Genomic DNA, 25,765 nt, shown 5'->3' with positions numbered 1-25,765 from the left:
CGAAAGAGGAATCGCGAAAGAGGAATCGGGAAAGAGGAATCGCGAAAGGGAAAAGAGAAAAGGCAGAGAGACCGGAGGACCTGCCGCCGGCGTCAGTCAACAGGCGTCAGGCCGCAACAGCCCTCGGCGGCAACAGGCCTCAGACAACATGCGTCAGGCAACAGGCGTCAGGCGGCGTGCTGCTCGCCGACCGGCAGCTCGGCCGCCTTGGCCGCGCTGTAGACATGCCGCGCGGCCAGCAGGGCCGCAAGATCGGCATCGCCGGCGATCACCGCCTGCAGGATCTGCGCGTGTTCGTCCCAGTTCTGGCGGGCGCGCACCGTGTTGGCCGGCCCGAACAGCACCGCGGTACGCTCACGCAGCGAGCGCATCATTTCCTGCAGCACGCTGTTGGCGGCGATATTGCCGAGCACCTCGTGAAAACGCGAATTCAGCGTCAGCAGTTCGTCGGCCTTGCCCTGGGCCGCCGCTTCCATGCCCTGCTGCAACACCGCCTCGAGCTCCGCGATCAGCGCAGGATCGCGCCGCTGCGCGGCGAGCTTGGCGTTCAGCCCCTCCAGCGTGGCGCGCACCTCCACCATCTCGCGGACGATATCGGGCGACAGCTTGGCCACCGAGGCGCCGCGGCGCGGTTCGATCAGCACCAGCCCTTCGCTGGCTAGCGCCCGCAGCGCCTCGCGCACCGGGATGCGCGACACACCCAGTTCCGCCGACAGCTTGTTCTCGACCAGGCGTTCGCCGGGCTCGTAGTCGCCCTTCAGGATGCGCTCGCGCAGCTTGTCGGTGACCAGCGCGAACAGCGGCGAATGGCTGGCGCCCAGGCTCACGACTTCCTGATCGGGCGCGGCGGAAACGGACGGGCGGAGGGACATGGCGGATGGCGAGGCGATCGGATTGGACAGCGCGCGAATTGGCGGGGACCCAGGCGCTGCGGCGAGGCACCGGGTCGGTGCGAGCCCGCGCCAAAGGCTGGCGTCATTGTATACCAGCTACCGAACGAAGCGGCGCGGTCGCCGCCCCTCCACGGCCGCCGGGCCTCAGTCCCGCTGGAACGTGAAACTGTCGGCGTAGATATGTTCGGTGCTGGCGCCGCGATCGAGGAAGGCCTGCCGCGCGTCGCGGATCATGTCCGGCGAGCCGCACAGGTAGATCGCGTGCTCGGACAGGTCGCCGAGATCGTCGACCGCGGCGTGGTGCACATAACCGCGGCGGCCCTGCCAGCCGGCTGCGCCGCGCGACAGCACCGGGACATAGCGGAAGTCGTACAGGCGCTCGGCCCAGCCCTCGATCTGCTGGTGCAGATACAGATCGCCCTCCTCCCGCATGCCCCAGTACAGCGATACCGGCGGGCAATCGGGATCGTCCATCAGCGATTCGAGAATCGCCTTGATCGGCGCGATGCCGGTGCCTGTCGCCACCATCAGCAGCGGGCGGTAGTCCCGCGCGCGATAGAAGAAGTTGCCGTGCGGCAGCTCGACTTCGACCGCATCGCCGGGCGCCAGGCCCGGCAGGATGCGGTCGGTGACCGCGCCGCCCGGAATGCGGCGCACATGCAGTTCGATGCTGCCGCCCTGCGGCACCGACGCCATCGAGAAACTGCGCGCCTGCCCCTCTGCCGCGATCAGCTTGAGGTACTGGCCCGGCCGATAGTCCAGCGCCGCGTCGAGATCCGGCACCTCCAGCCGGACCTGCAGCACGGTCGGCGTCAGCGGAAGAACCTGCTCGATCCGCGCGCGATGCCGCATCGGCTCGGCGCAGGCTTCGTCCTCGCGCGCGGTGCTGATCACCAGATCCCCAACCGGCTGCGCCTGGCAGGCCAGCGCATAGCCCGCCGCCGCCTCGTCGGGCGCCAGCCCCATCGGCTCCTCCTCGTAGCGGACCTCGCCTTCGACGAGCTTCAGCCTGCAGGTGCCGCAGCCGCCCAGCTGGCAATCGTGCGGCAGCGCGATGCCGGCCTTCAGCGCTGCCTGCAGCAGCGTTTCGCCGCGTTCGACGAAGAAGGCCTGCTGCGTTTCGAGGATCTGGATACGGTGAGACATGATGGCGTTCCGAATAGCCGGTTGAAAGATGCAAGATGCGGCGGGTTTCAGCGCGCCGTTCAGCGCTTGGCTCAGCGCTTGGCTCAGCGCTTCGTTCAGCGCTTCGTTCAGCGCTTGATATCGGCCTGCACCACCACCTTCAGGTCCTGCGGTACGAGCAGTTCCTGCAGCGCCTGCAGCGCGGCGAGGCCCGCCTGCGTGTCCTGTTCGCCGTTGCCGCCACTCAGGCCGATGCCGCCGATCACCTGCTCGTTGACGACGATCGGAAAGCCGCCGACAAAGGCGGCGAACTTGCCCTCGAAGCTCCACTGGATGCCGAAGGCCTCGTTGCCCGGCAGCGCCGGTCCGTTCGGCGGCGTGGTGAACAGATGAGTCGAGCGCTTGTGGCCGGCCGCGGTAAAGGCCTTGTTCCAGGCGATCTGCGGCCCGGTGATGCGGGCGCCGTCCATCCGCTCGAGCACCAGCGGATAGCCGCCCTCGTCCACCACGCAGATGGATTCGAGCACGCCGATCTCCTCGGACTTGGCGATGGCCGCGGCGACCATATGGCGCGCTTCGCGCAGTTCGAGCTTGATGGCTTGTTTCATGCGATGTTCTCCTGGTCGATACGGTGTAGCAATGCTGCGATGCTGCGATGCGTAGTGCTTACAGGCCGCGGTAGACGGTCTTGATCTGGGTATAGAACTCGAGGCCGGTGCGGCCGGACTCGCGGAAGGTCGAGGTGCTGGAGCGCTTCAGCCCGCCGAACGGCGCGTTGACGAGATTGCCGGTGGTGGTGCGGTTGATCTTGACGGTGCCGGCCTCGATGTCGGCGGCGAAGCGATGCATGTAGCGCGGATTGCGCGTGACGATCGCCGCGGCCAGGCCGTACTCGGTGTCGTTGGCCTTGGCGATCGCGTCGGCGTAGTCGCTGAACGCGATGATCGCGATCACCGGCCCGAAGATCTCCTCTTGCGCAATGCGCATGTCCTGCGTGACATCGGTGAAAATGGCGGGCGACACGTAGAAGCCGTTGTCGAACTCGGGGCCGCCGAGCCGCTCGCCGCCGCACAGCAGCGTCGCCTCGGACTTGCCGATGTCGATGTAGCGCAGCACGTTGTCGAGCTGGTTGCGCGTGGCCAGCGGGCCCAGGTCCATGCCGGGCGTCAGCCCGCTGCCGATCTTCAGCGTCTTGACGCGGGCCAGCAGCTTCTCGGTGTAGGCCTCGCGCACGGCCTCGGCGACCAGCACGCGGCTGGTGCCGGTGCAGGCCTGGCCGCTGAGCGAGAAACCGCCCTTGATCGTCAGTTCGACGGCCTGGTCGAGATCCGCGTCCTCCATCACCAGCAGCGGATTCTTGCCGCCCAGCTCCATCTGCGTGCGCGTGGTCAGCGGCACCGAGCGATGGATCTGCTCGCCGGCGCGCGTCGAGCCAGTGAACGAGATCGCACGCACGGCCGGGGCTTGCGTGATCGCGGCTCCCACGTCGGCGGCGCTGCCGGTGATGAAGTTCAGCACGCCCTTGGGCAGGCCCGCGTCGATCAGCGCCTCGGCCAAGCGATAGCCGCTCAGCGGCGCATCGGACGACGGCTTGAACACCACGGTATTGCCGGTGATCAACGCCGGCGCGATCTTGCGCGCCGGGATCGAGATCGGGAAATTCCACGGCGAGATCACCGTCGCCACGCCCAGCGGCTCGCGCTGCGTGTAGACCAGCATGTCGCCGTCGTCGTTGGGGAACGATTCGCCGGTGAAGGTCTGGCCTTCGACGGCATAGAAGCGCAGCGTCTGCGCCGAGCGCAGGACCTCGTCGCGCGCCAGGCTCAACGCCTTGCCCTCTTCGCGCGTCAGTTCGCGCGCGATGCTGTCGGCATTGGCTTCGAGCTGCTGCGCGGCGCGGTTCAGGATGGCCGCGCGGCGGCCGATCGGCGTGTTCTTCCAGCCCTCGAAGGCGGCGGCGGCGGCCGCCACCGCGGCCTGGCCATCTTCGGCGGCGGATGCCTGGAAGCGGCCCACCACGTCGTTCGTATCGGCGGGATTGATGTTGTCGAAGGTTCGGCCGGACTGGCACGCGGTCCATTCGCCATCGATGTAGTTGTAGAACGGTTCCATCTTTGCGGCGCTCATCAGGCGGTCAGGAGAAAGAGCGCGGCGCCGGCAGGCGCCGCGGGCACGGTTCGAGCGTCGCGCTTCAGGCAGCCATTTCCAGCTCGGGCAGCGGCAGCTCATGCGCGACGTAGTCGTAGTACAGCGCGGTCGTATAGAGCAGCCGCATCTGCGCGCCGATCTCACAGATCTTCAGGCAGCGCTGCTGCAGCTCGGGCGTGTTCGCGTGCTCGAGCACGATCTGGTAGCCGCGTTCGCCGTGGATCTCGTCCGAGACGATATGCAGGTCGAAGAACTCGACCTCCTCGTCGGTGAACTGGTACTTCTCGCGCAGCGTCGGCGTCTGCTTGCGGTAGATCGACGGCACCTGCGACTCGAGCCCGACCACCAGGCCGGCCACCGCGACGATCGGATCCTCGCGCATCGCCACCGCATAGCACCACGACTGCAGGCCGCGCGTGGTCGGCGACATGTTGTCGGGATCGATCACGCGCTCACGGGTCGTGCCGCAGGCCTCGGCAAATCGGATCAGCAGGTCGGTGTGGCGGTCGCCGCCGATTTCCTCTTCGTACATATTGGCCAGCAGGAAATCCTTGGCCTCGGTATACCGATCCGGCATCCGGGCGTAGATGTAGCCCAGGTAATCGGCAAACGGCCCGACATAGTGATAGTGGTTCTCGGCCCAGCGGGCCAGATGCGCGCGGCTCAGCTTGCCGGTGGCCCAGGCCTTGCTGAACGGCGCCTGGTTGGCGCTTTTGCCCTTGATCGCTTCTTCCAGCGCGACGCGGAATTCTTCTCGGTTCATCAGTTCGGCCATGTGGGGCTCCTTGTTGGCTGACGGTTCGGGATGGTTGGGTCGGACGGTCGTTCGTCCGATGTTTGTATACTATATACACTTAAGCGGGACGGACAAGGGCCTGGGTGGTTTTATTCGTCGGGGTTTACCTTGGGTTTCTGGCGAGTCGGAGTTCGGCCGCGAAGCAAGTCGCTGGGTCCCCGCGTTCGCGGGGACGACGGAACACTTCCATGTCGTCCCCGCGCAGGCGGGGACCCAGTGGCTTAACGACTCATCGCGCAGCCGCCTGCACCCGCTGCCACGCCAGCCCGGCCAGTGCCACATCCTCCAGGCCGACACCAACGGACTTGTAGATGACGATGTCGTCGTCGCTTCGCCGCGGCTGCGCGCGCTCCAGCACGACGTCGGCCAGCTCGATCAGCTTCGACTCGGGCAGCACGCCCTGCCCCGCCATCACGATGTCGCCGGCTTCGCGCGTGGACTGCGGCTTCCATTCGACGACCACGGCCGAGGCGCGCGACAGCGCCACGTCGTCGAGTTCGCGCGTATGCGGCAGGCTCGAGCCGATCGCCGCGACGAAGGCCCCGGGCTTGATCGATTCGCCGGAAAACAGCGGTGTGGTCGAGCGCGATGCCGTGACGACGACGTCGGCCTCTCGCACCGCAGCCTCGTTCTCCGTCACGAGCACCGGAATGCCGCAGCTCTGGCTCAGCCGCTCCGGCAGATCGGCCGGCGCATATGGGTCGCACAGCAGGATGCGCTCGAGCGGCAACGCGGCGCTCAGCTGCCTCGCGTGCGCGGCGCCCTGCGTGCCGGCACCAAACAGCGCCAGCGTGCGAGCATCGGGCCGCGCGAGATGGCGCGCCGCGACCACCGTGCAAGCCGCGGTGCGCAGCCGCGTGATCGCGCCCGCGTCGAACGACGCCAGCGGCCGTCCATCCTCGGTCGAGAACAGCAGGATCACGAAGGAAAACTGCCCGTCGATGGTCGTGTAGACCTTGGCGCCGGCCACGCCCTGATCCGGTATCACCGCGCCCAGCGTCGACAGCTTGACGCCGCCCGCCTCGGTACGGATGCGCTGCTGCATGGCCGCGTTGCCGTGGCCGAAGCTGCGGAACGCCTCCAGCATGATGCGTTGCACGTCGTCCGGCGCGACGTGGCGATCGACCATTTCGTCTGTGATGTGCTGCATCGGGTCTCCTGCGATGGTGGATGGATGTAGTTGAAGTTGAAGTTGAAGCGAGGTAGAGGGGGCCAGGCAGCTCAGCCCTGCAGCACCACCTTGACCAGCACGGCGATCGCGCCCGTCGCGCACAAGGCCAGCAGCAACCGGCGCACGGCCACCGCCGACACGCGCGCCTTGAGGCGGCTCGACACCGCAAACCCGGCGAGCAGGAACGGCGCCAGCAGCGCGCTCAGCGTCAGGTCCGCGATGCCGAAGCGCCCCGCGCCGGCCAGCATCGCCAGCGACAACACGGCGCCGCCACCGAGAATGCAGCCGACCGTGGCGCGCATCGCCGCCGGACTCATGTGCTGCATCACGATGGCGAACGGCGGCGCGCCCGCCGACGTCAGCGTCGCCATGAAGCCGGACGCGGTGCCGGCAATCGCCAGGTTTCCAGCGGAGGGCCGCACGCGCCAGCCAAGGGCGCTGAGCGCCACCGCCAGCAGGATCGACAACGAAAACACCACCGCCAGCCACTGCGGCCGCAGCCAGGCAATGGCCAGCACGCCGATCAGGCCGCCGAGCGTGCGGCCCAGCAACGCGGTTCCGGTCAAACGCCAGGCAATCGCCTCGCGCTCGCGCAGCGCGGCCAGCAGCGACAGGCAGCCGCCCATCGCCAACAGCGGCCCCGGCACCAGCTGCGGAAAGAACATCGCGGCCAGCGGTGCCGCCAGCATCGCGAAGCCGATGCCGCCCACGCCCTGCAGGCAGGCGCCCGCGAAGATCGTCGCACCCATCCACCCGTATTCGGACAGCGGCACGTCAGGCAGCAAGGACGTCGCCGGCGACAGCGTCGGCGACAGACTGGCAATCAGCGCGGGCAGCGTGGTGGTCATGAGGAAGAGGGGTTGGAGGAGCGGACCGCCTCGAGGCGGCACGTCTCACAAACGGGCAATGGCCGGCTGCAAAATGCCCGGGCCACCCGCATTGGTATACAGTCTACATACCGGGTCCATCAGAACGCAAGCCACCCCGTGACCGGCGCACCGCAACGGTGCTGCTCGAAGGGCATCAATCCCAGTGCTGGTGCGCCTTTCCGGCGATCTACCCCACCCCGGTATCAGCGTATATCCGTATACGATTTCGCTTGTCGGCGTGGCCGCGCGGAATATAGTATACCGTTCAGACCCCCACCCGAAGGACGGTCGAGCTAGACGAATCACCTCTCGCCCCACGGAGCTTTCATGCAACACGAAGTCGTGATCGGTGCCGCGCACTGGATATATCTCATGGGGGTCGCGGTCATCGTGCTGACGATGATCCTGCGCGCCAATGTCGTCGTGCCCTCCATCGTGGGGACCGCGCTGGTCGTGTTCGCGCTGACCGGCAGCCCGGTGTCCGCGCTGGCGGGCGTGTTCTCGGCCAGCCTGGTCGCCGCCAAGGAGCTGTTCAATATCTTCCTGGTCATCGCCTTCATGACCGCGCTGCTCAACGCGCTGAAGACGCTGCGCTCGGATATCCGCATGGTCGAGCCGTTTCGCGTGGTGATGAAGAACGGCCACAGCGCCTTCTTCATCCTGGCCGGCGTGACCTATGTGATTTCGCTGTTCTTCTGGCCCACGCCCGCGGTGCCGCTGGTCTCCGCGATCCTGCTGCCGGCGGCGATCGCGGCCGGACTGCCGCCGCTGGCGGGCGCGATGGCGATCGCGATCGCCGGCCAGGGTATGGCGCTGTCGTCGGACTATGTGATCGGCGTCGCCCCGGGCATCAGCGCCAAGGCGGCCGGCGCCGCGGTCAGCGCGGCCGTGGTCGCAGACCGCGCGCTGACGCTGTCGATCATCACCGGCGCGATCGCTCTGTGCCTGGCCTACCTGTCGATGCGCAAGCACATCGTCCCGGCCAGCGGCACGCTGCTGGACCGCTGGCAACAGCGCGCCAGCGGGGCCGCGCTCGGCTTAGGTGACGACGGCGGCGGCGGCACCTTCGACAAGGCGGAGATCGCCCGCGCCACCGCGCATGAGGAGCCGCTGGCCACCGAATCGAATATCGAGGCCAGCCTGTCGATGGTCGAGCGCAAGCGGATCAAATGGTCGAAGTGCTTTGCCATCGTGACGCCGATCGCCTTCCTGGCCGTGGTCACCGTGATGGTGCTGCCCAAGCTCGGCACCGGCGTGCAGGACCTCAAGGGGGGCGAGGCCGCGGCGCTGGTCGGCGGCGTAGCGGCGGTGCTGATGATGCTGGCCACGCTGGCCGCCGAAGGCCCGCGCCGGATGCTGGATGTCTGCCCCGAGCACATCACCGACGGTTTCGTGTTCGCCTTCAAGGCGATGGGTTCGGTGCTGCCGATCGCGGGCTTCTTCTTCGTCGGCGCCGGCGAGACCGCCGCGCAGATCCTCGGCTTGCCGCCGGGCAAGGCGCCCAGCCTGCTGTTCGAACTGATCCAGTCGTATCAGCACCTGATTCCCGACAACCACATGCTGGTCGCGTTCGGCGTGCTGCTGGTCGGCATGATCACCGGCATCGACGGCTCCGGCTTCGCCGGCCTGCCGCTGACCGGCACGCTGGCCGGCGCACTGGGCCCGGTGGTGGGCTTCGATCCGGCCACGCTGGCGGCGGTCGGCCAGATGGGCGCGGTCTGGACCGGTGGCGGCACGCTGATCGCCTGGTCCTCGCTGATCGCGGTGGCCGGCTTCGCCCGGGTGCCGGTGCTCGACGCGGTGCGCGCGCTGCTGATTCCGGTGGTGATCGGGCTGGCGTGTTCGACCGTGGCGGCGATGCTGCTGTGGTCCTGAGCGGCCGCCGCCCTCGCCTCCCATCCGCAGATAGCTAGACAGATAGCCAAGTAGACAGCAACAAGCAGGACGACATCATGCCCAAGGTTCTTCTTCACCGGCACGGCCAGGTTCACAGCGACGAGGTCGCACCTCGTACCAATCTGGTCGTGCGCGCCGGGATCCGGCAGTTTCCCTATCCGAACCTGCGCTACGAGTGCGGCATGGGCAAGTGCTCGAAATGCGCCTGCCGCGTGCTCGCCGGCGCCGAACATTTGCCGCCGCCGAACTGGAAAGAGAAAAAGCAGCTGGGCGAGCGGCTCGAGCAGGGATACCGGCTGATCTGCCAGCTCTGGATCGAGCACGACATCGAGCTGGCGCAGGACGAACTGTCGCCGGCCGAGGAAGCCGCCGGCGCCGCGGGCCGCGCACCGGCCGGCATCAAGGCCTGATGGCCTGCATCGTGCGCCGCAAGCCATGTACGTGATCCTGACCAGCCGCCCTGGCCAGTTCCGCACCGAGCCGGTCGACGGCGTCACGCCGGTGGAACGCTACGAGTACCGCTTCTACGGCAAACCCACCGTGCGCTTCGTCATCGCCCGGCTCGAGCACGAGGCCAAGGTCCGCGTGGTCGAGGAAACGCCGCCCGGCATCGTCAACCACGTCCCGACCAAGTTCCTGGACAAGTACGCCACCGTCGAAGCGGCGCGCGAGGAACTGCGCCGGCTCGCCTCGTTCGGCAGCATGGAACTGACGCTGGTCGCCATCTGATCCGACATCCCGAAATCCCGAAATCCCGAACACGCTCTCTCGCAGCGCATCGCCATGATCCAGATCACCTTCGTCAGCAACAACGGCAAGACCGCCACCGCCCCGCCCAACAGCAACCTGCTGCGCGTCTCGCTGCGCGAACAGGGCGGCATCCCGTTCAAGTGCGGCGGCGGCCTTTGCGGGACCTGCAAGTGCCACATCGACAGCGGCCTCGAGCACACCGACGAGGTCAAGGCCAAGGAGAGAAAACTGCTGACCGAGCAGGAGCTGGCGAGCGGGCACCGGCTCGCCTGCCAGACCTTCGTCAACGGCGACATCAGCGTGTCGTGGCAGCCGCGTCCCGCCGCGGCGGCGGTGAGCCGCCCCGCCCCGGTCCTTGCACGCGCGGAAGCGGCCGCCGGCGACGGTACGAACGGAACGCCGAACGAATCGGAAAGCAGCCCACGCTGATCGGCCGAACAAAAAACCGGCCCGGCATCGGTCCCGCAGCGCATTGCTGCGAGGCCGATACCGGGCCGGTTTTTGATTGGCTGACCCTACTGCTTACTGCAGCGCGACAGCGGGGGACTATCGCGATGCAGGGGTCGAACCGGCTGCTTAGCCGTTCGCGAAGACGATCTTGGCCTTGCGGGCGTCCGACTGCAGGCGGGCCAGCACGCCTTGCACGGCGGCGATGGCGCGCTTGACGTCGTAGGCGAAGCCCAGGCGCGGAGCGTCGAGTTCACGCTCGATCAGGTCACGTTCCAGTTGATCGGTCAGCTTGATATCGGATTGGGTGTTCATGGCGTCCTTCCTTTTAGGGATAACCCTTATGGGGTTTTCCCGAATTGTAGGCAAAGGATTGACGCAATGCAACATTAGGTAGAAATGCGTATGCCGGAAAGCAACAGCTAAAGCAAAACCGCGGGCATCACTTGCCGAAAAGGCCACCCGGGCGACCGATAGCTGCCTTGTTCACGGCTTGGCGCGCGGGCCACCGCCACCCAGTTTCGCTTCGGCTTGCGCCGCTTTCACACGCCGGCGCCGGATCCGGCGCGTGCGCAGCGCCCACACCCACGACACGCCGAAATAGAACAACACGCTGGTCACGGTGGCCATCAGCGCCAGGCCCAGCAGCAGCGGCTTGCCGACGCCCAGCAGGCGGCGGCGGGTTTCCGTCCACCAGCTCTCCTTTTCCACTTGGGCCGGCTGTGCCGCCGGCGCGGCTCCTCCCGGAACGAGATTGACCATCGCGCCCGGTTCCGCGACCGCCGCCAGCGCTTCCGGCGCCGGAGGCGGGCCGCCTTCTCCCAGCACCGCGCTGCCCAGCCGCCACGCGGCGTAGTAGATCGGGCCGAAGGTCAATGGATTGCTGACGAAGGTGCTGGCCACCGCGGCCGGTACGTTGGCACGCAACGCGACCGCCACCGCGCCGCTCATCGGGATTTGCGCGATCGGCAGCAGCAGGCCGAAGAACAGGCCTAGCGCGACACCAAGCGCGATGCCGCGTCGGCTGACATGCCATAGACGGGGGTGCTGCAGGATCGGCCCCATCCAGCACAGCCACCGGTGCTGTTGCAACCGTTCGGGATCGGGCAAGAAGCGGCGGAAATGGCGAAACGGCGAGGAACTGCGCGGATCACGGGAAGTGGAAGACTGGCGGGGCGAGCGAAGCGGTGACATGGGTGACAGGGACGGCTGACTACCGTGCAAGCATACGCCCGCCGCGTGTTCCTGAACGGTGCTGGCCGTGAATTCTTCGCCGCTCCACGCGCCGTTCATCGGCCTCCACCGTGATCCCGGAGTACCGAAAGAGACACTCACCCCCGGTTGCTGCGTTGGCCGCACCCCACGAATGGGTGATTAGGCAGTTGACCGCATATCTTGTAATGATAATAATTCGCATTCCGTCAAAATATTACAGTTCATTACAAAATGCGAGCCAAGCATCACCCGATCACCGCCGCCCTGTTGGCGGCGTCCGTTCTTTCCCCTGCCGCCGTCCGGGCCCAGGCCACTGAAACGCTGCCGGAAGTGAAGGTCAAGGCCAGCGCCAGCCGGGAGCTCGGCGAGGGCTACAACCCGCCCGATACCGTCACCGCCACCAAGATGGATGTTCCGCTGCGCGACGTGCCTCAGACGGTCAACGTGGTGACCGCCGAAGTCATGCGCGACCAGCACGCGACCTCGATCCAGGACACGCTGAAGAATGTGCCGGGGGTGGGCTTCTCGCATGGGGATGGACAGCGCGACCAGGTGACGATCCGCGGCTTCACCGCGATCGCCGACCAGTTTGTCGACGGCATCCGCGACGACGCGCTGTATTTCCGCGACCTGTCGAACGTCGAGCGGATCGAGGTGATCAAGGGACCGGCCGCCGTGCTGTACGGCCGCGGCTCGTCGGGCGGCCTGATCAACCGCGTGACGAAGAAGCCGGGCCTGGACATCACCGATCTGAGCCTCAGTTACGGCTCGTGGGCGGACCGGCGCGGCGAGGTCGACGTCGGCCGGGTGTTCGGCGATGGCGCGGCCGCATTCCGTATCACCGGCGCCGTGCAGCGCGCCGACAGCTACCGCTCGCAGCAGTTTCTGGACCGCACCGCGATCGCACCGTCGCTGGACCTGAAGCTCGCGCCGGATACCAAGCTGCTGCTGCAGGCCGACTATCTGGAAGACCGGCGCGTGACCGACTTCGGCATCCCGGCCTTCAACGGCCGTCCGGTCGAGGTGCCGGCGTCCACCTACTACGGCGCGGCCAATGCGCGCGACGCCGACTACAGCCAGTCGCGCGTGTACTCGGGCACCGCCACGCTGACGCATCGCTTCAACGACAACTGGTCGATCCGCAACGCGACGCGCTACTACCACTATTCGCTGGACCGGAACAACACGCTGCCGGGCACCGTCAACGCGGCGCGGCGCACGGTGTCGCTGAACCGCTCTAACGTCTACCGCGAGGAGCATGGCTGGTTCAACCAGACCGACCTGACGCAGAAGGCCACGCTGTTCGGCATGAAGCACGAACTGCTGTACGGCGTCGAGGTCGGCCAGCAGAACAAGGACCTGGTCAACTATTCGCGCACTAACTTCACGGAGGTGGACCTGTTCAATCCGGTGCTGCCGACTGTGCCGCGCTTGATCGGCGGCACGCCGGGCACCACCAACCGCGGCACCTTCAAGACGCTGGGCCTCTACACCCAGGACATGATCACGCTCAGCGAACAATGGAAGGCGCTGGTCGGCATCCGCTACGACCGCTTCGAGCAGGAGACCGTCGACCGCCGCCCGAACCAGCGCGGCCTGGCGCGTACCGACAACGCGTGGAGCCCGCGCGCCGGCCTGGTGTGGCAGCCGTCGAAGACCCAGTCGTACTACCTGTCATGGAGCCGTTCGTTCCAGCCGTCGGGCGAAGCCTTCTCGCTGGCCGCCAATAACGCCGAACTGGCCCCGGAAAAAACCAGCAATACCGAGATCGGCGCCAAATACGATTTCCTCGACGGCCGCCTCAGCACCACGGTGTCGGTATTCCGTCTGGAACGGACCAATATCAAGGTCGCGAACGCCACCGGCACCGCGCTGATGCCGATCGGCGAACAGCGGACCGACGGCGCCGAGCTGACCGTCGCCGGCGATCTGGGCCGGGGCCTGAAGGTGTTGGCCGGCTACGCCTTCCTCGACGCGCAGGTCACCCGCTCGACCAGCGCGCTCGAAGGCAAGCGTGCCACGCTGACGCCCCGCCATAGCGGCAATGTCTGGGTCACCAAGGAGCTGGGGCACGGCTTTGGCATCGGCGGCGGCCTGAACCTGGTCGGCGCGCGCATGGCCGATCCGCAGAACACGGTGACGCTGCCCGGCTATGTCACGGCCGACATGATGGCGTGGTACCGGCGCGGACCGATGGAGCTGCAGCTGAACCTGTACAACCTGTTCGACAAGGGCTATATCGTCTCGGGCCACGGTTCGAGCCCGAACCTGAACCTGCCGGGCGCGCCGCGCAGCGTCATGGCGACGTTGCGGTACCGGATGTAGAGACTGGCAGCACCAGCGTCGGCGTGGGTCCGATCGGTTTCGCGGACCCGCCCGTCGCCGGGATGTCGGATGGGCCGGATTGGCGCTGCGCAACGGCCCGGGCGCTGCGCCGCATGTTCAGATCATCGACGTACTGCATGCAGCCGGCGCGAAAGTCCGGCTGTACCGCTTCGCAGGACCGGGCATGGCGCACGTCGTGCATCAACGCCCACGCATAGCCCTGGAACAACTCGGCGCACGGCTCGGCGCAGGGCCTGCCGCCAAAATGATCGCCATCGGCGTGAAAACCCGGGGCCAGCGCGGCGATCGGCGCGTTCGTCAGCGTGCCCTTGACCTGTGCCGCGCCCATCAGCATTACGGCGATGGTTCCGGCTCCGAGCAGAAAGACAGAGAATTTCATCGTATCGGCATTGGCGCTGGCTCGCGCCGACCTTGTATTTATGCAGCCCGTTTTGGCCAATACAAATACAACAACAAACGGCTTGCCGATATGAAATCTTTTTAAATCTCTGTGTCCGTTGTATTTTTGCTCGGACGGCGAAAACGCGGGACTGGAATCCCCTACGTTTTCGCGGCAATCGCGCCGGCGCAGCCGGCCATCATCGCCGCCGCGGTGCGGTCGACGATCCGTACGCGTTGCGCGGACGAAATGAAGGTCCGGGTCTGCCGCGCCAGCATCAGATAGAACAATTGCACGAGGAAATCGACGGCCACGCCAAGGGTCACGATCAGCACGATCTGCCCCGCCGTCAACGCCGTCATATCGAATGCCTGCGGCAATACCGCGCCGAAAAACACCATGGCCTTGGGATTGCCAAGCGTCAGGAAGGCGCCCGCCAGAAAACCGCTGCCCGAACGCGCCGGCTGCTGCGCCGCGCGGTGGCCATCGGACTTCCACAGCCGCCATGCCATATAGAGCAGGAACAGCACGCCAAGCCATTTGACCACCACGAACACGGTGGCAAAACGGACCGCGAGCGCCGAAAGCCCGAAGACGGCCGCCAGCAGCCAGACGGCATTGCCCGCCACCATGCCCACGATAAATGACCAGGCAGCCGCGGTGCCCAGGCTGACGACCCTGGCAAACATGGCGCCTTGCGCGGGTCCCGGCAATGCGGCGGCAATGGCAAAGGGAACGAGAAATAGCCAGATATTCATGGTGCTGTCGTCCACAAATGGTCGGTGCAACGGTGCCTCAGTATAGCGGCGGGCGGGCGTGCCATTTCTCTTCCCTTTTCTCTTCGCTTTTCTCTTCCCTTTTTCCTTCCCTTCGCTGCCCAAGAGACGGCATGCCGACGCACTGTCCTATATCGCCCTCGCCTGCAGGATCGCCACCATCCGCTGCGCCAGCGGCGACAGATAGGCCCCGGCGCGCGCGATCACGCCGACCCGCCGCCGCAAATCCAGCTCCTCGCTGCTGAGTCGCAACGCACGAAAACCCGCCAGCGGCCGGGCCATCTGCGCACCGGCAATGCTCAGCATGCGCGTGCCCCGCATCAGATAGAACAGCGAGGCGCTGCCGAAGTCCGATTCGACGCGCAGGTTCGGCGGCGGCAGGCCGCGCTGCTGAAAGGCCGCTTCGAGCTGCTGGCGCAGCAGGATATGCGCACCGGGGAGCAGCCATTCCTGCTCGACCAGGTCGGCAAGCCGCAGCCCGCGCTTGCCATGCAATGGATGCGACTCGTCGGCGACCACCGCCAGCGTGTCGTCGAACAGATCGTGGACGACAAACTCGTCGGTCCGCTGGCGCGGCACCGGCGCGATGGCCAGATCGAGTTCACCGGACAGCAGCGGATCCATCAGGTCGCGCGCCATCCGCCGTGTCAGCCGCAGCCGCGCGACGGGCCGCTCCTGCATCAGCTGGCGGCACGAGTCCAGCACCACCGGGTTTGGGATCGACGGCGAATAGCCGAGCCGCAGCACGCCCTGCTCGCCGGTGCGGATGCCGCGCATCTCGGCCAGCGCGTCCTCGTATTCCAGCCGGATGCGCCGGGCGCGCTCGATAAAGGCCGCGCCGGCCTGGGTCGGCCGCATGCCAAGCGCGGTGCGCTCGAACAGCGGCAGGCCGATCTGCCCTTCCACCCGCTGCACCGCCTTGGTCAATGCCGGCTGGCTCATGCCGAGCGCCTCGGCGGCCCGGCCGATGCCGCCATGGGCGGCCACCTCCAGCACGTACTCCAGATCGCGTGTCTCCATGCCGCTTCCCTCGCATTCCCGTCGGTTATGGCTTTATTTCCAATGCAGCATTGTAGTGATGTCTCGCGTCTTCCAAACTGCCGCCAAAGCAGATCAAGGAGACATCGATGACCTTCGCCTATTTCCTGCGGCGTGCCGCGCGCTATTGGGGCGACCGCCCCGCGGTGCTGTATCGCGACCGCGCGCTCAGCTATCGCCAGCTGGACGAGCGCTCGACCCGGCTGGCCAATGCGCTGCTGGGACTGGGCCTGGCCAAGGGCGACCGCGTCGCGGTGCAGTCGCGCAATTGCACCGAGCTGGTCGAGATCGAATGCGCGCTGTTCAAGGCGGGGCTGGTCAAGGCGGCGCTCAATCCGCGCTTTACCGCCGCCGAGGCGACCCAGGTGGTCGAGAACTGCGGGCCGCGCGTGATGATCGCGGGCCGGGGCTACACGGGCTACAACCCGCAGACGGCCGGCTTCGGCTCGGTCGAGACCTTTATCGCGATCGGGGAAGCGGCGCCCGGCTATCTGGACTACGAAGATGTCGTCAGCCGTGGCGACACCCGAGCGCCCGACTACACGCCGCAGGCGTCCGATCTCGCGGTGCTGCACTTCTCGTCCGGCTCGACCGGCAAGATCAAGGCCGCGATGCAGAGCTACGGCAATCGCATCGCCTCGCTGCGCAAGATCGTGGTCGGCATGGACCGCCCCGCCCGCTCCGGCGACCGGCTGGCGCTGATCGGCCCGGTCACGCACGCGTCGGGCATGCTGATGCAGCCCTATCTGTATTGCGGCGCGACGCTGGTGCTGTTCGACAAGTTCGAGCCGGCGCATTTCCTCGCCGAGATCGCGCGCCTGCGCATCACCCATGTGTTCATGGTGCCGGCGATGATCAATATGGTGCTGGCCGAGCCGTCGCTGGTCACTGCCGACCTGTCCAGCCTGAAGACGTTGGCCTATGGCGCCGCGCCGATGGCCCCCGCCCGCATCCGCGAGGCGTGGGAGCGCATCGGCCCGATCCTGTCGCAGGGCTATGGCGCCAGCGAATCGACCTCCGGTGTCACGCGGCTGTCCACCGCCGATCATGCCGATGCGCTGGCCAATCGTCCGGAGCGCCTGGCCTCGTGCGGCCGCGCGATGGGCGAGACCGAGGTGCGCGTGGTCAACGAGCGCGGCGAGGAAGTCAGCGGCGACGAGATCGGCGAACTGGTGATCCGCGGCGAGGACGTGTTCCAGGGCTACTGGGGCGAACCGGAGCTGACCCGCGAGGTGCTGGTCGACGGCTGGCTGCATACCGGCGACCTGGCCCGTGTCGACGAGGAAGGCTTCATCTACCTGGTCGATCGCAAGAAGGACATGATCATCTCGGGCGGCTTCAACGTCTATCCGACCGAGGTCGAAGCGACGCTGTACCAGCATCCCGACGTGATGGAAGCCTGCGTGATCAGCGTGCCCGATGCGACCTGGGGCGAGAGCGTCAAGGCCGTGGTCACGCTGTGGCCGGGGCGCGAACTGAACGCGGCGGACCTGATCGCACATTGCCGCGCGCGCATCGCCGATTACAAGACGCCGCGCTCGATCGACTTCGTCAGCGAGCTGCCGAAGAACGCCAGCGGCAAACTCGCCCGCAAGCTGGTGCGCGAGCGCTATTGGCAGGGTCAGGAACGGCGCGTGAACTGAGGCGTGAACTGACGCTTGAACTGACACTGAGTTGAAACCCGAGCCGACACGCGACCCACCGCCCACGACACCAAGGAGCGACACCATGTTCGAATACCTGACCAATCCCGTGCTGGTCGAGACGCGGGCCGCCATCCGGCGCTTTATCGACGAGGAACTGCGGCCGATGGAGCGCGAGCTCGGCCTGGGCTCGGAAGACCCGTGGCCGAAGGAGGTGCTGCGCCGCGTGTGGCGCCGCTCCAGCGAGCTGGGTCTGTACGCCGCCTGCCTGCCGGTCGAACTGGGCGGCAAGGGCCTGAATATCGCCGAGCAATGCGCGCTGAAGGCCGACATCGCCGCCAGCGGCTGCTCGCTGGCGCCACATGTGCTGGGCGACCTCGGCGGACCGCCGCGCGTGGGCAATATGCTGAAGTACGCCACGCCCGAGCAGATCGAGCGCTATTTCGGTCCGGTGATCCGCGGCGAGCGCTCGACCTGCTTCGCGATGACCGAGCCGCATTCGGGGTCGGACGCGATGAGCATCTCGACGACCGCGGTCGCCGACGGCGACGAGCTGGTCATCAATGGCCACAAGCACTACATCAGCGGCGCGCCGTTCGCCGACTTCGCGATCGTGCTGTGCGTGACCGACGCCAGCACCACGCCACCGTCGATCAGCGCGGTGCTGGTCGATCTCGATCTGCCGGGCGTCACCGTCGATACCGAATACACGCCGATGTCGGGCCAGCATATCGACGCCGATATCCGCATGGTCGATGTGCGGGTGCCGCGCAGCAATATCCTTGGCGGCGAGGGCAACGGCTTCAAGCTGAGCATGTCGCGGATCAACGTCAACCGCCTGCTGCATTGCCCGAGCATGCTGGGTCTTGCCACCAGCGTGTATCGCGCTTCGGTCGAGTACGCGGGCAAGCGCCGGCAGTTCGGCGGCCCGATCGCGCGGTTCCAGGCGATCCAGCATATGCTCGCCGATATGGCGGCGGCGCTGTGGGCGTGCGAGGCGATGATCGCGCAGACCGCCGCGCTGGCCGACAGCGGCGCCGATCTGCGGATGAAGGCCGCGGCCTGCAAGCTGTTCGTGTCCGAGCGCTGCTTCGAGATCGCCGACAAGGCAGTGCAGATCCACGGCAATGTGGGCGTCACGCGAGGCCATCCGGTCGAGCAGACCTTCCGCAAGCTGCGCATGTTCCGCATCTTCACGGGCACCAGCGAGATCCAGCGCAATACCATTGCGCGGGCGATTCTGGAGCCGCTGATGGAGCAGGCGGGGAAAGGGCCTGCGGGCGAGAAGGCTCGATAGGTAGCGCAGGGGTTTGTTGGGTGGCGGTTGCCATCCCACCACGATCCCCAACCAGGCAACGATCGACGCAGCCCCAGACTGCGCCATCAGTACAGGAGACAGCAAATGCATCGCAGAACATGGCTGGCCGCCGCGGGCGCCGCGGCACTGGGCGGCATCCTGCCGCGCGCGTACGCCGCCAACGACTATCCGAACCGGCCGATCCGGCTGATCGTGCCGTTCCTCGCCGGCACCTCGCCCGACAACATGGCCCGCGCGCTGTCGGCCGAACTCGCGCCCAAGCTCGGCCAGCCGCTGGTCGTCGAGAACATGCCCGGCGCGGGCGGCATCATCGGCGGCCGTGCGCTCAAGCGCGCCGCGGCGGACGGCTACACACTCGGCGTGCTCGCCAACACGCACGTGATCAACATCCATATGTACAAGCAGATGCCGTACGACCCGGCGCGCGACTTCACCTGCATCGCGCCGCTGTCGGGCGGCCCGACAGCGCTGGTGGTGCCCGCCAGTTCGCCATACCGCACCGCGGCCGAGCTGGTCGCGGCGATGAAGCGCGCACCGGGCAAATTGAACTACGGCTCCGGCGGCAAGGGCAGCATCGCCCATCTGGCCGTCGAATCGATGCTGCACCAGACCGGTACCGAAGCGGTCCACGTGCCGTACAAGGGCGCGCCCGAGATCCTGACGGCGATGCTGACCGGGCAGACGCAGTTCGGCATGCCGGTGCTCAGCACCGCGACCTCGTACCTGCGCAACGGCCAGGTTCGCGCCCTTGCGGTGACCACGGCCGAGCGCTCGCGCTACTTCCCCGATGTGCCGACACTGGCCGAGGCGCTGCCGCCCGGCTTCGTGCTCGACAACTGGAGCGGTCTGTTCGCGCCGGCCAACCTGCCGCCGGCGCTGACCCAGCGCCTGTTCACCGCGATCAACGAGGTCCAGGCCAGCGGCAGGCTCGACGCGCTGCTAGAGGCCAGCGCGGGCGAGCTGCGCCGCAGCGCGTCGCCGGCGCAGTTCCGCGAGATGGTCTCCGCCGAGACCAAGCGCTATGCATCGCTGATGCGCGATATCGGCATGACGGCCGATATCGGCTGATCGAGCCCCGGCAATGACACCGGCCAAGCCATCGAACGAGCCATCGGCCAAGCCGGACTGGTCCTGCCTGAAAGACGTCCGGATCATCGATCTGAGCCAGCTGCTGCCCGGCCCGCACGCGACGCTGCAGTTGCAGCAACTGGGCGCCGAGGTGATCAAGGTCGAGCGGCCCGGCGTCGGCGATACCTCGCGCGCGTTGAGCGCCTCGGTGTTCGCGCAGTTCAATCGCGGCAAGCGCTCGGTCGCGCTCGATCTGCAGCAGGCCGAGGGACGGGCGGCCTTTCTCGAGCTCGTGCGCGATGCCGACGCGGTGGTCGAGGGCTTTCGTCCCGGCGTGATGCAGCGACTCGGCCTGGACTACGCCGAGCTGGCCAAGGCCAATCCGGCCGTCGTGCTGTGCTCGATCTCCGGCTTCGGCCAGACCGGGCCCTATGCCGAGCACGCCGGCCACGACCTGAACTATCTGGCGCTGGCCGGCTACTGGGCCGCGCCGGTACAGGTGCGCGACAAGGTCGCGCGGCCGCGCGTGCGGGTGTCCGACTATGCGGCCTCCAGCTACGCGGCGCTGGCACTGACCGTCGCCATCCTCAGCGCGCGCCAGCACGGGCGCGGCCAGCATCTCGATGTCTCGATCCACGATGCGATGCTGTCGTGGACCGCCCACGGCGCCTGGGCCGCGCAACAGCATGCCGACGCCCCGCTGCGCTCTCCCACAGTGATGCCGGAGAACGACCTGTTCGAGACGCGCGACGGCCGCCATCTGGCGCTCGGCATTCTGGAGAACAAGTTCTGGCTGAACCTGCGCGACGCGTTGGGCGACAAATTTCCGTCGCTGAAGGACCCGCGCTTCGCCGAGCGCCCCGGACGCCAGCGCCACAAGGTCGAGGTCAACGCGCTGCTGGCGCAGATCTTCGTCAGCCGCACGCTGGCGCAATGGCTCGACCTGCTGGCCGGCGTCGATCTGCCGATCTCGCCGGTGCTGAATGCCGAAGAGCTGCTGCAGGACCCGCACGTGCAGGCACGCGGCACCATTCGTGCGGTGTCGGACCCGGACCAGGATCGCATCGCGGTCCGTTTTCCGGTGCGCTTCTCGCTCGGCCTGCCCGATGGCGACGACCATGTCGCCGATCTGGGCGAGCATCGCCCCAGCTGGACCGACTAAACCACTAAACGACTGAACGATTAAAAGAACAAGGCCGGCGCCGCGTTTGCGCGGCGGCCGGCCTTGTGAACATCCGAAGCCCGGTCAGGGCGATACGCAAGCTAGTACGTCTCCAGATGCAGCCGCCCTTCGCGCTTCAGCGAAGCGGCCACCGCTTCCCAATCGAGACCGGCCTGTTCGGCGATATCGCGCAGCGCCAGCACTACGCCCTCCTCCATGCTCTTGAGCCCGCAGACATAGAAATAGCTGTCCGGATCGGCGAGCAGCTGCGCCAGGTCGGCGGCGCGTTCGCGCATCAGGTCCTGCACATAGCGCTTGGGCTGGCCCGGCGTGCGCGAGAACGCCAGGTTGATATCGATGAAGTCCTTCGGCAGGTTCTGCAACGGACCGAAGTACGGCAATTCCTCCTGCGTGCGCGCGCCGAAGAACAGCATCAGCTTGCCGCCGTCGAACTTGCCCGACTTGCGTAGCCGGCGGCGCCATTCGGTCATCGCCCGCATCGGCGCGCTGCCGGTGCCAGTGCAGATCATCACGATATTCGAGCGCGGATGGTTCGGCATCAGGAAGCTGTTGCCGAACGGGCCGATCACCTCGACGGTGTCGCCGACCTGCAGGTCGCACAGGTAATTCGAGGCCACGCCGCGCACCGGATTGCCCTGATGGTCCTCGAGCACGCGCTTGATCGTCAGCGACAGGTTGTTGTAGCCCGGCCGCTCGCCATTGCGGGGGCTGGCCACCGAATACTGCCGCGCATGATGCGGGCGGCCCTGCTCGTCGACGCCCGGCGGCACGATGCCGATCGACTGCCCCTCCAGCACCGGGAACGGCATCGCGCCGAAGTCCAATACCAGATGGTGGGTGTCGTAGTCGCGGCCGACCTCGGTCACGCGCACATTGCCGACCACGGTGGCCGTGACCGACTTGATCGCCGACTTCGGCCCGTACAGATTGGTGTAGCAATGCGCGGCCGACCACGGCGGCAGCGTGGCGCCGTATTGCGCGCTGTTGAACGGCGCGATCTGCGCGAGGGCCGGATCGACCGGCTCTTCCACCGCCTCCAGCGCCTGCGCTTCGGCGATCGCCTCGGCGCCCACGCCGCTGGCGGCCAGCTGCTCGCTGCTCAGTTCTTCGGGCAGCGTGTCCCAGCCGAGCTGTTCGTCCAACGTATAGGGCCGCGAGCGCGGCACCATCCGCCAGTTGTCGATCGAGCCGGTCGGGCACGGCGATACGCAGGCCATGCATAGATTGCACTTGTCGGCGTCGACCACGTAGTTGCGCGAATCGTGCGTGATCGCGCCGACCGGGCAGGTCATCTCGCAGGTATTGCAGCGAATGCAGATCTCGGGGTCGATCAGATGCTGCTTGATGATTTGCATGTCTGCCATATCCATGGCCGTCTCCAGATGCTGCCGCGGCTCGGCGCTGCGTTCGGTCACGCGCGGTCGCTGTCGTTGTTGCTGGCGCTGTTGCGCCGATATTGCCGTTGCTCTCGCCGTCGCTCAGTTGAACCGCACGTATTCGAAATCCACCGGCTGGCGATTGACACCGATCGCCGGCGGCGCGATCCAGTTGGCGAACTTGCCGGGCTCGACCACGCGGCCCATCAGGCTGGCGACAAACGCCCGATCGTCTTCGGTCGGCAGCCACTGGCCGACATTGGCCTGCCATTCGGCGTCCGAAATCACGCGGCCGTCCGGCGACACCTTGACGCCGGCCAGCGCGCCGATATTGCGATGGAAGGCCTTGTGCGGGACCTTCAGCCGGAACGGAATGCCTGCCTTGTCGATCACGCGGTTCCAGCGCTCGACGCCGGCCACGCTGTCCTTGATGTAGTCGTCGCGCAGCACCTCGTTCAGCGCGTTCAGCATCGGCACTTCCTTCTCCACCAGCTGGCCGCCGGCGGCCTGCAGCACGCGATAGGTGCTGTCCTTGAGCAGATGGTCGTCGTTGCGCTTGCCTTCCTCGAAACGGCCCTTCAGGCCGGTGCTGTAGAAGGTCGCGGCATTGCTGGACTCGTCGGCGCCGAACAGGTCGATGGTCACGCTGTAGTGGAAGTTCAGGTAGCGCTGGATCGTCGGCAGGTCGATCACGCCGGCGGCGCGCAGCTTGCCCGGATCGTCGGTCTTCAGTTCGTTCATCACCTGGCAGGTGCGCTGGATCACGCGCGACACGCCCGATTCGCCGACGAACATATGGTGCGCTTCCTCGGTCAGCATGAACTTGGTGGTGCGGGCCAGCGGATCGAACGCGCTCTCGGCCAGCGCGCACAGCTGGAACTTGCCGTCGCGGTCGGTGAAGTAGGTGAACATGAAGAACGACAGCCAGTCCGGCGTGCGCTCGTTGAATGCCTGCAGGATGCGCGGGTTGTCCTCCTCGCCGCTGCGGCGCTCGAGCAGCGCCTCGCCTTCCTCGCGGCCGTCGCGGCCGAAGTACTTGTGCAGCAGGTAGACCATTGCCCACAGGTGGCGGCCTTCCTCGACGTTGACCTGGAACAGGTTGCGCAGGTCGTACATGCTGGGCGCGGTCAGCCCAAGATGGCGCTGCTGCTCGACCGAGGCCGGCTCGGTATCGCCCTGCGTCACGATGATGCGGCGCAGATTGGCGCGATATTCGCCGGGCACGTCCTGCCACGCGTCCTCGCCCTTGTGGTCGCCGAAATGGATCTTGCGGCCCTGCTCCCCCGGGTTCAGGAAGATGCCCCAGCGATAGTCCGGCATCTTGACGTAGCCGAACTGCGCCCAGCCCTGCGGGTCCACGCTGATCGCGGTGCGCAGATAGACGTCGAAGCCCTGCGAGCCTTCCGGGCCCATGTCGTTCCACCAGCTCAGGTAGTTCGGCTGCCACTGCTCCAGCGCGCGCTGCAGCGTGCGGTCCTCGCTGAGGTTGACGTTGTTGGGGATCTTCTCGCTGTAGTTGATACCGGACATCGTTGGTCTCCCGGTGATATGTCGCTGTGTCGTTGCCATCCCTGTCGCCCCCGCGAACGCGGGGGCCCAGTGGCTTGCTTTCTGCGTCGCTGAAAGCCGCTGGGTCCCCGCTTTCGCGGGGACGACATCCAGTCAGACGCGGTTCCAGTCGAATGCCGCCTTGTCGCCCTTGCCGTAGACCTTCAGCGCGCCCTTGTCGCCGGCGGCATTGGGCCGCTGGAAGATCCAGTTCTGCCAGGCGGTCAGCCGCCCGAAGATGCGCGTGAACATGGTCTCCTGGCCGTTGAAGCGCAGGTTCGCCTCCATGCCGGTCAGCGCGTCGGGCGACATCGCCACGCGTTCCTCGATCGCGATGCGCAGCTCGTCGGCCCAGTCGATGTCGTCCGGGTTCGAGGTCGCCAGGCCCAGCGCGAAGGCCGCGTCCGCATCGAGCGGCTGGCCGGCCTTGGCGCGCACCGCTTCCAGCGCCGGCGCTTCGTCGTAGAAGCGGCGGCCCAGACGGCTCTGGCCGGTGGCCATCGGATAGAGGCCGAAGTTGGTTTCGCCGACGGTGATCTTTGGCGCGCGGGCCTCGTCGTCAGGCAGCGCCAGGTGGTAGATGCGATCGCAGGCCAGCGCCAGCTCCAGCAGCGAGCCGGCGAAGCAGGTGCCCTCGTCGACCAGCGCGAACAGGCTGCGCGATGACACATCGAGCCGGCTGAACGTGCGGCGCAGCAGCCCGATGGTCTCGCGCACCAGCCAGTGGTCGCGGTGCGCCAGCAGCGTGGCGTCCATCCGCAGCACCGCGTCGGCATCGCCGGCGGTCTTGATCAGCCAGGTACCGATCTCCAGCTCGTTGGTGCGCATCGACAGGATCGCGTCCTCGAGCTCGCGCGCCAGCTGCAGCGGATACCAGGCCGCACCGGCCTCGGCGATCGCGGCCGGGCTCTCCGGCTGCGGGCCGCGCGGCGCGTGGATCGTGAAGGTCGCGGTACGCGCGGCGCGATCGATCTGCACGTCGACGTAGCCATAGCGCAGCGCGTCGGCCTCGACGATGCGCTCCAGCGGCGTCAGCGCGATGCCTTGCGCGTCGGCGGGACGGTCGCTCTGCGCGGCCAGCGCCAGCGCACGCTCCTGCACCTTCTGCGCGAACACCGCGGGCTTGGCGATGTCGTCGACCAGGCGCCATTCCTTGGCACGCTGGCCGCGCACGCCTTCGGTGGTGGTGCAGAAGATATCGGCCAGGTCGTGGCGCACATGGCGCTTGTCGGTGACGCGGGTCAGGCCGCCGGTGCCGGGCAGCACGCCGAGCAGCGGCACTTCGGGCAGGCTGACGGCCGACGAGCGGTCGTCGACCAGCAGGATCTCGTCGCAGGCCAGTGCCAGCTCGTAGCCGCCGCCGGCGCAGGCGCCGTTGACGGCGGCGAGGAATTTCAGGCCGCTGTGTTTCGACGAATCCTCGATGCCGTTGCGCGTTTCGTTGGTGAACTTGCAGAAGTTGACCTTCCACGCGTGGCTGCTGACGCCGAGCATGAAGATATTGGCGCCGGAGCAGAACACCTTGTCCTTGCCGCTGGTGACCACCACGCTGCGCACTTCGGGATGTTCGAAGCGGATACGGTTCAGCGCGTCGTTCAGTTCGATGTCGACGCCGAGGTCGTAGCTGTTCAGCTTGAGCTTGTAGCCGGGACGCAGGCCGGCATTCTCGTCGATATCGAGCACCAGCGTGGCGACCGGTCCATCGAACCGCAGCTTCAGGTGCTTGTATTGGGAAGGGTCGGTCTGGTAGTCGACGCGGGGGACCTGGGTCACGGCATTG

At 67.0% G+C, this 25,765-nt stretch carries 24 protein-coding genes; 9 read left to right on the top strand and 15 right to left on the bottom strand.

The genetic code is table 11. The annotated features are described in order from the left end of the window. Positions 1-167: 167 nt before the first annotated feature. The 7 genes from M1D55_RS02575 to M1D55_RS02545 form a co-directional block, all read right to left on the bottom strand. A complete protein-coding gene (locus M1D55_RS02575; RefSeq protein ID WP_023264630.1) occupies positions 168-872 on the bottom strand; it encodes a GntR family transcriptional regulator in 705 nt (234 codons plus the stop codon). Between the two features lie 165 nt (positions 873-1,037). Beyond that, positions 1,038-2,039: a 2Fe-2S iron-sulfur cluster-binding protein gene (locus M1D55_RS02570; protein WP_456281024.1), complete on the bottom strand. Its 1,002-nt coding sequence runs from the start codon at positions 2,037-2,039 to the stop codon at positions 1,038-1,040. Between the two features lie 107 nt (positions 2,040-2,146). Then, positions 2,147-2,626, bottom strand: a complete 480-nt coding sequence (locus M1D55_RS02565; RefSeq protein ID WP_456281023.1) for a GlcG/HbpS family heme-binding protein — start codon at positions 2,624-2,626, stop codon at positions 2,147-2,149. 58 nt (positions 2,627-2,684) lie between these two features. Continuing rightward, positions 2,685-4,130 carry an aldehyde dehydrogenase family protein gene (locus tag M1D55_RS02560; protein WP_456281361.1) on the bottom strand — a complete coding sequence of 482 codons (1,446 nt, stop codon included), beginning with the start codon at positions 4,128-4,130 and terminating at the stop codon, positions 2,685-2,687. 79 nt (positions 4,131-4,209) lie between these two features. Then, a complete protein-coding gene (locus M1D55_RS02555; protein WP_456281022.1) occupies positions 4,210-4,941 on the bottom strand; it encodes a TenA family transcriptional regulator in 732 nt (243 codons plus the stop codon). A 250-nt stretch (positions 4,942-5,191) separates the two neighbouring features. Then, entirely contained in the window at positions 5,192-6,112 is a 921-nt protein-coding gene (locus M1D55_RS02550) for an ornithine cyclodeaminase family protein (protein ID WP_456281021.1), read from the bottom strand. Between the two features lie 71 nt (positions 6,113-6,183). Next, positions 6,184-6,981, bottom strand: coding sequence for a TSUP family transporter (locus tag M1D55_RS02545; RefSeq protein ID WP_456281020.1), 798 nt, complete (start codon positions 6,979-6,981; stop codon positions 6,184-6,186). 348 nt (positions 6,982-7,329) lie between these two features. On the opposite strand from M1D55_RS02545, the gene M1D55_RS02540 reads away from it, so the two are divergent. The 4 genes from M1D55_RS02540 to M1D55_RS02525 all read left to right on the top strand — a co-directional run bounded on the left by M1D55_RS02540 (position 7,330) and on the right by M1D55_RS02525 (position 10,077). Next, the gene (locus M1D55_RS02540) at positions 7,330-8,877 is read left to right on the top strand and encodes a hypothetical protein (protein WP_456281019.1); all 1,548 of its coding nucleotides are present in this window, start codon (positions 7,330-7,332) and stop codon (positions 8,875-8,877) included. Positions 8,878-8,954: 77 nt separating this feature from the next. Beyond that, positions 8,955-9,308, top strand: coding sequence for a 2Fe-2S iron-sulfur cluster-binding protein (locus M1D55_RS02535; RefSeq protein WP_456281018.1), 354 nt, complete (start codon positions 8,955-8,957; stop codon positions 9,306-9,308). Between the two features lie 25 nt (positions 9,309-9,333). After that, on the top strand, positions 9,334-9,627 hold the full coding sequence (locus tag M1D55_RS02530) for a hypothetical protein (protein WP_006575735.1): 294 nt from the start codon (positions 9,334-9,336) through the stop codon (positions 9,625-9,627). Positions 9,628-9,681: 54 nt separating this feature from the next. Then, positions 9,682-10,077, top strand: coding sequence for a 2Fe-2S iron-sulfur cluster-binding protein (locus tag M1D55_RS02525; protein ID WP_456281017.1), 396 nt, complete (start codon positions 9,682-9,684; stop codon positions 10,075-10,077). Between the two features lie 147 nt (positions 10,078-10,224). Here the strand turns inward: M1D55_RS02525 and M1D55_RS02520 are convergent, their stop codons facing one another. Both M1D55_RS02520 and M1D55_RS02515 read right to left on the bottom strand, forming a co-directional pair. Then, positions 10,225-10,410 carry a hypothetical protein gene (locus M1D55_RS02520; protein WP_006575737.1) on the bottom strand — a complete coding sequence of 62 codons (186 nt, stop codon included), beginning with the start codon at positions 10,408-10,410 and terminating at the stop codon, positions 10,225-10,227. 171 nt (positions 10,411-10,581) lie between these two features. Next, entirely contained in the window at positions 10,582-11,187 is a 606-nt protein-coding gene (locus M1D55_RS02515) for a DUF2062 domain-containing protein (protein WP_456281016.1), read from the bottom strand. A 354-nt stretch (positions 11,188-11,541) separates the two neighbouring features. On the opposite strand from M1D55_RS02515, the gene M1D55_RS02510 reads away from it, so the two are divergent. Continuing rightward, the gene (locus M1D55_RS02510) at positions 11,542-13,635 is read left to right on the top strand and encodes a TonB-dependent receptor (RefSeq protein WP_456281015.1); all 2,094 of its coding nucleotides are present in this window, start codon (positions 11,542-11,544) and stop codon (positions 13,633-13,635) included. Here the strand turns inward: M1D55_RS02510 and M1D55_RS02505 are convergent. The 3 genes from M1D55_RS02505 to M1D55_RS02495 all read right to left on the bottom strand — a co-directional run bounded on the left by M1D55_RS02505 (position 13,607) and on the right by M1D55_RS02495 (position 15,831). Next, positions 13,607-14,035, bottom strand: a complete 429-nt coding sequence (locus tag M1D55_RS02505) for a hypothetical protein (protein ID WP_006575740.1) — start codon at positions 14,033-14,035, stop codon at positions 13,607-13,609. The genes M1D55_RS02510 and M1D55_RS02505 overlap by 29 nt on opposite strands. Before the next feature lie 161 nt (positions 14,036-14,196). Next, a complete protein-coding gene (locus tag M1D55_RS02500) occupies positions 14,197-14,916 on the bottom strand; it encodes a LysE family translocator (RefSeq protein ID WP_456281014.1) in 720 nt (239 codons plus the stop codon). A 24-nt stretch (positions 14,917-14,940) separates the two neighbouring features. Continuing rightward, entirely contained in the window at positions 14,941-15,831 is an 891-nt protein-coding gene (locus tag M1D55_RS02495) for a LysR family transcriptional regulator (RefSeq protein ID WP_456281013.1), read from the bottom strand. 107 nt (positions 15,832-15,938) lie between these two features. On the opposite strand from M1D55_RS02495, the gene M1D55_RS02490 reads away from it, so the two are divergent. The 4 genes from M1D55_RS02490 (at position 15,939) to M1D55_RS02475 (ending at position 21,040) form a co-directional block, all read left to right on the top strand. Then, on the top strand, positions 15,939-17,492 hold the full coding sequence (locus tag M1D55_RS02490; RefSeq protein WP_456281012.1) for an AMP-binding protein: 1,554 nt from the start codon (positions 15,939-15,941) through the stop codon (positions 17,490-17,492). Positions 17,493-17,577: 85 nt separating this feature from the next. After that, positions 17,578-18,789, top strand: coding sequence for an acyl-CoA dehydrogenase family protein (locus tag M1D55_RS02485; protein WP_023264625.1), 1,212 nt, complete (start codon positions 17,578-17,580; stop codon positions 18,787-18,789). Positions 18,790-18,894: 105 nt separating this feature from the next. Beyond that, the gene (locus tag M1D55_RS02480) at positions 18,895-19,878 is read left to right on the top strand and encodes a tripartite tricarboxylate transporter substrate binding protein (protein WP_456281011.1); all 984 of its coding nucleotides are present in this window, start codon (positions 18,895-18,897) and stop codon (positions 19,876-19,878) included. Between the two features lie 13 nt (positions 19,879-19,891). Further along, entirely contained in the window at positions 19,892-21,040 is a 1,149-nt protein-coding gene (locus M1D55_RS02475) for a CaiB/BaiF CoA transferase family protein (protein WP_456281010.1), read from the top strand. 101 nt (positions 21,041-21,141) lie between these two features. On the opposite strand, the gene boxA is transcribed toward M1D55_RS02475, so the two are convergent. From boxA to boxC, 3 genes are all read right to left on the bottom strand, one after another. Beyond that, a complete protein-coding gene (boxA, locus tag M1D55_RS02470; RefSeq protein WP_456281009.1) occupies positions 21,142-22,431 on the bottom strand; it encodes a benzoyl-CoA 2,3-epoxidase subunit BoxA in 1,290 nt (429 codons plus the stop codon). Between the two features lie 108 nt (positions 22,432-22,539). Beyond that, positions 22,540-23,967, bottom strand: coding sequence for a benzoyl-CoA 2,3-epoxidase subunit BoxB (gene boxB, locus M1D55_RS02465; RefSeq protein WP_456281008.1), 1,428 nt, complete (start codon positions 23,965-23,967; stop codon positions 22,540-22,542). Positions 23,968-24,099: 132 nt separating this feature from the next. Beyond that, positions 24,100-25,758, bottom strand: a complete 1,659-nt coding sequence (gene boxC, locus M1D55_RS02460; protein WP_456281007.1) for a 2,3-epoxybenzoyl-CoA dihydrolase — start codon at positions 25,756-25,758, stop codon at positions 24,100-24,102. Between the last annotated feature and the right edge of the window lie 7 nt (positions 25,759-25,765).

The sequence above is a fragment of the Cupriavidus sp. JZ107 genome (assembly GCF_053903255.1).
The sequence above is the reverse complement of the archived record's forward strand: the minus strand, read 5'-3'. Positions and strand labels throughout refer to the sequence as shown.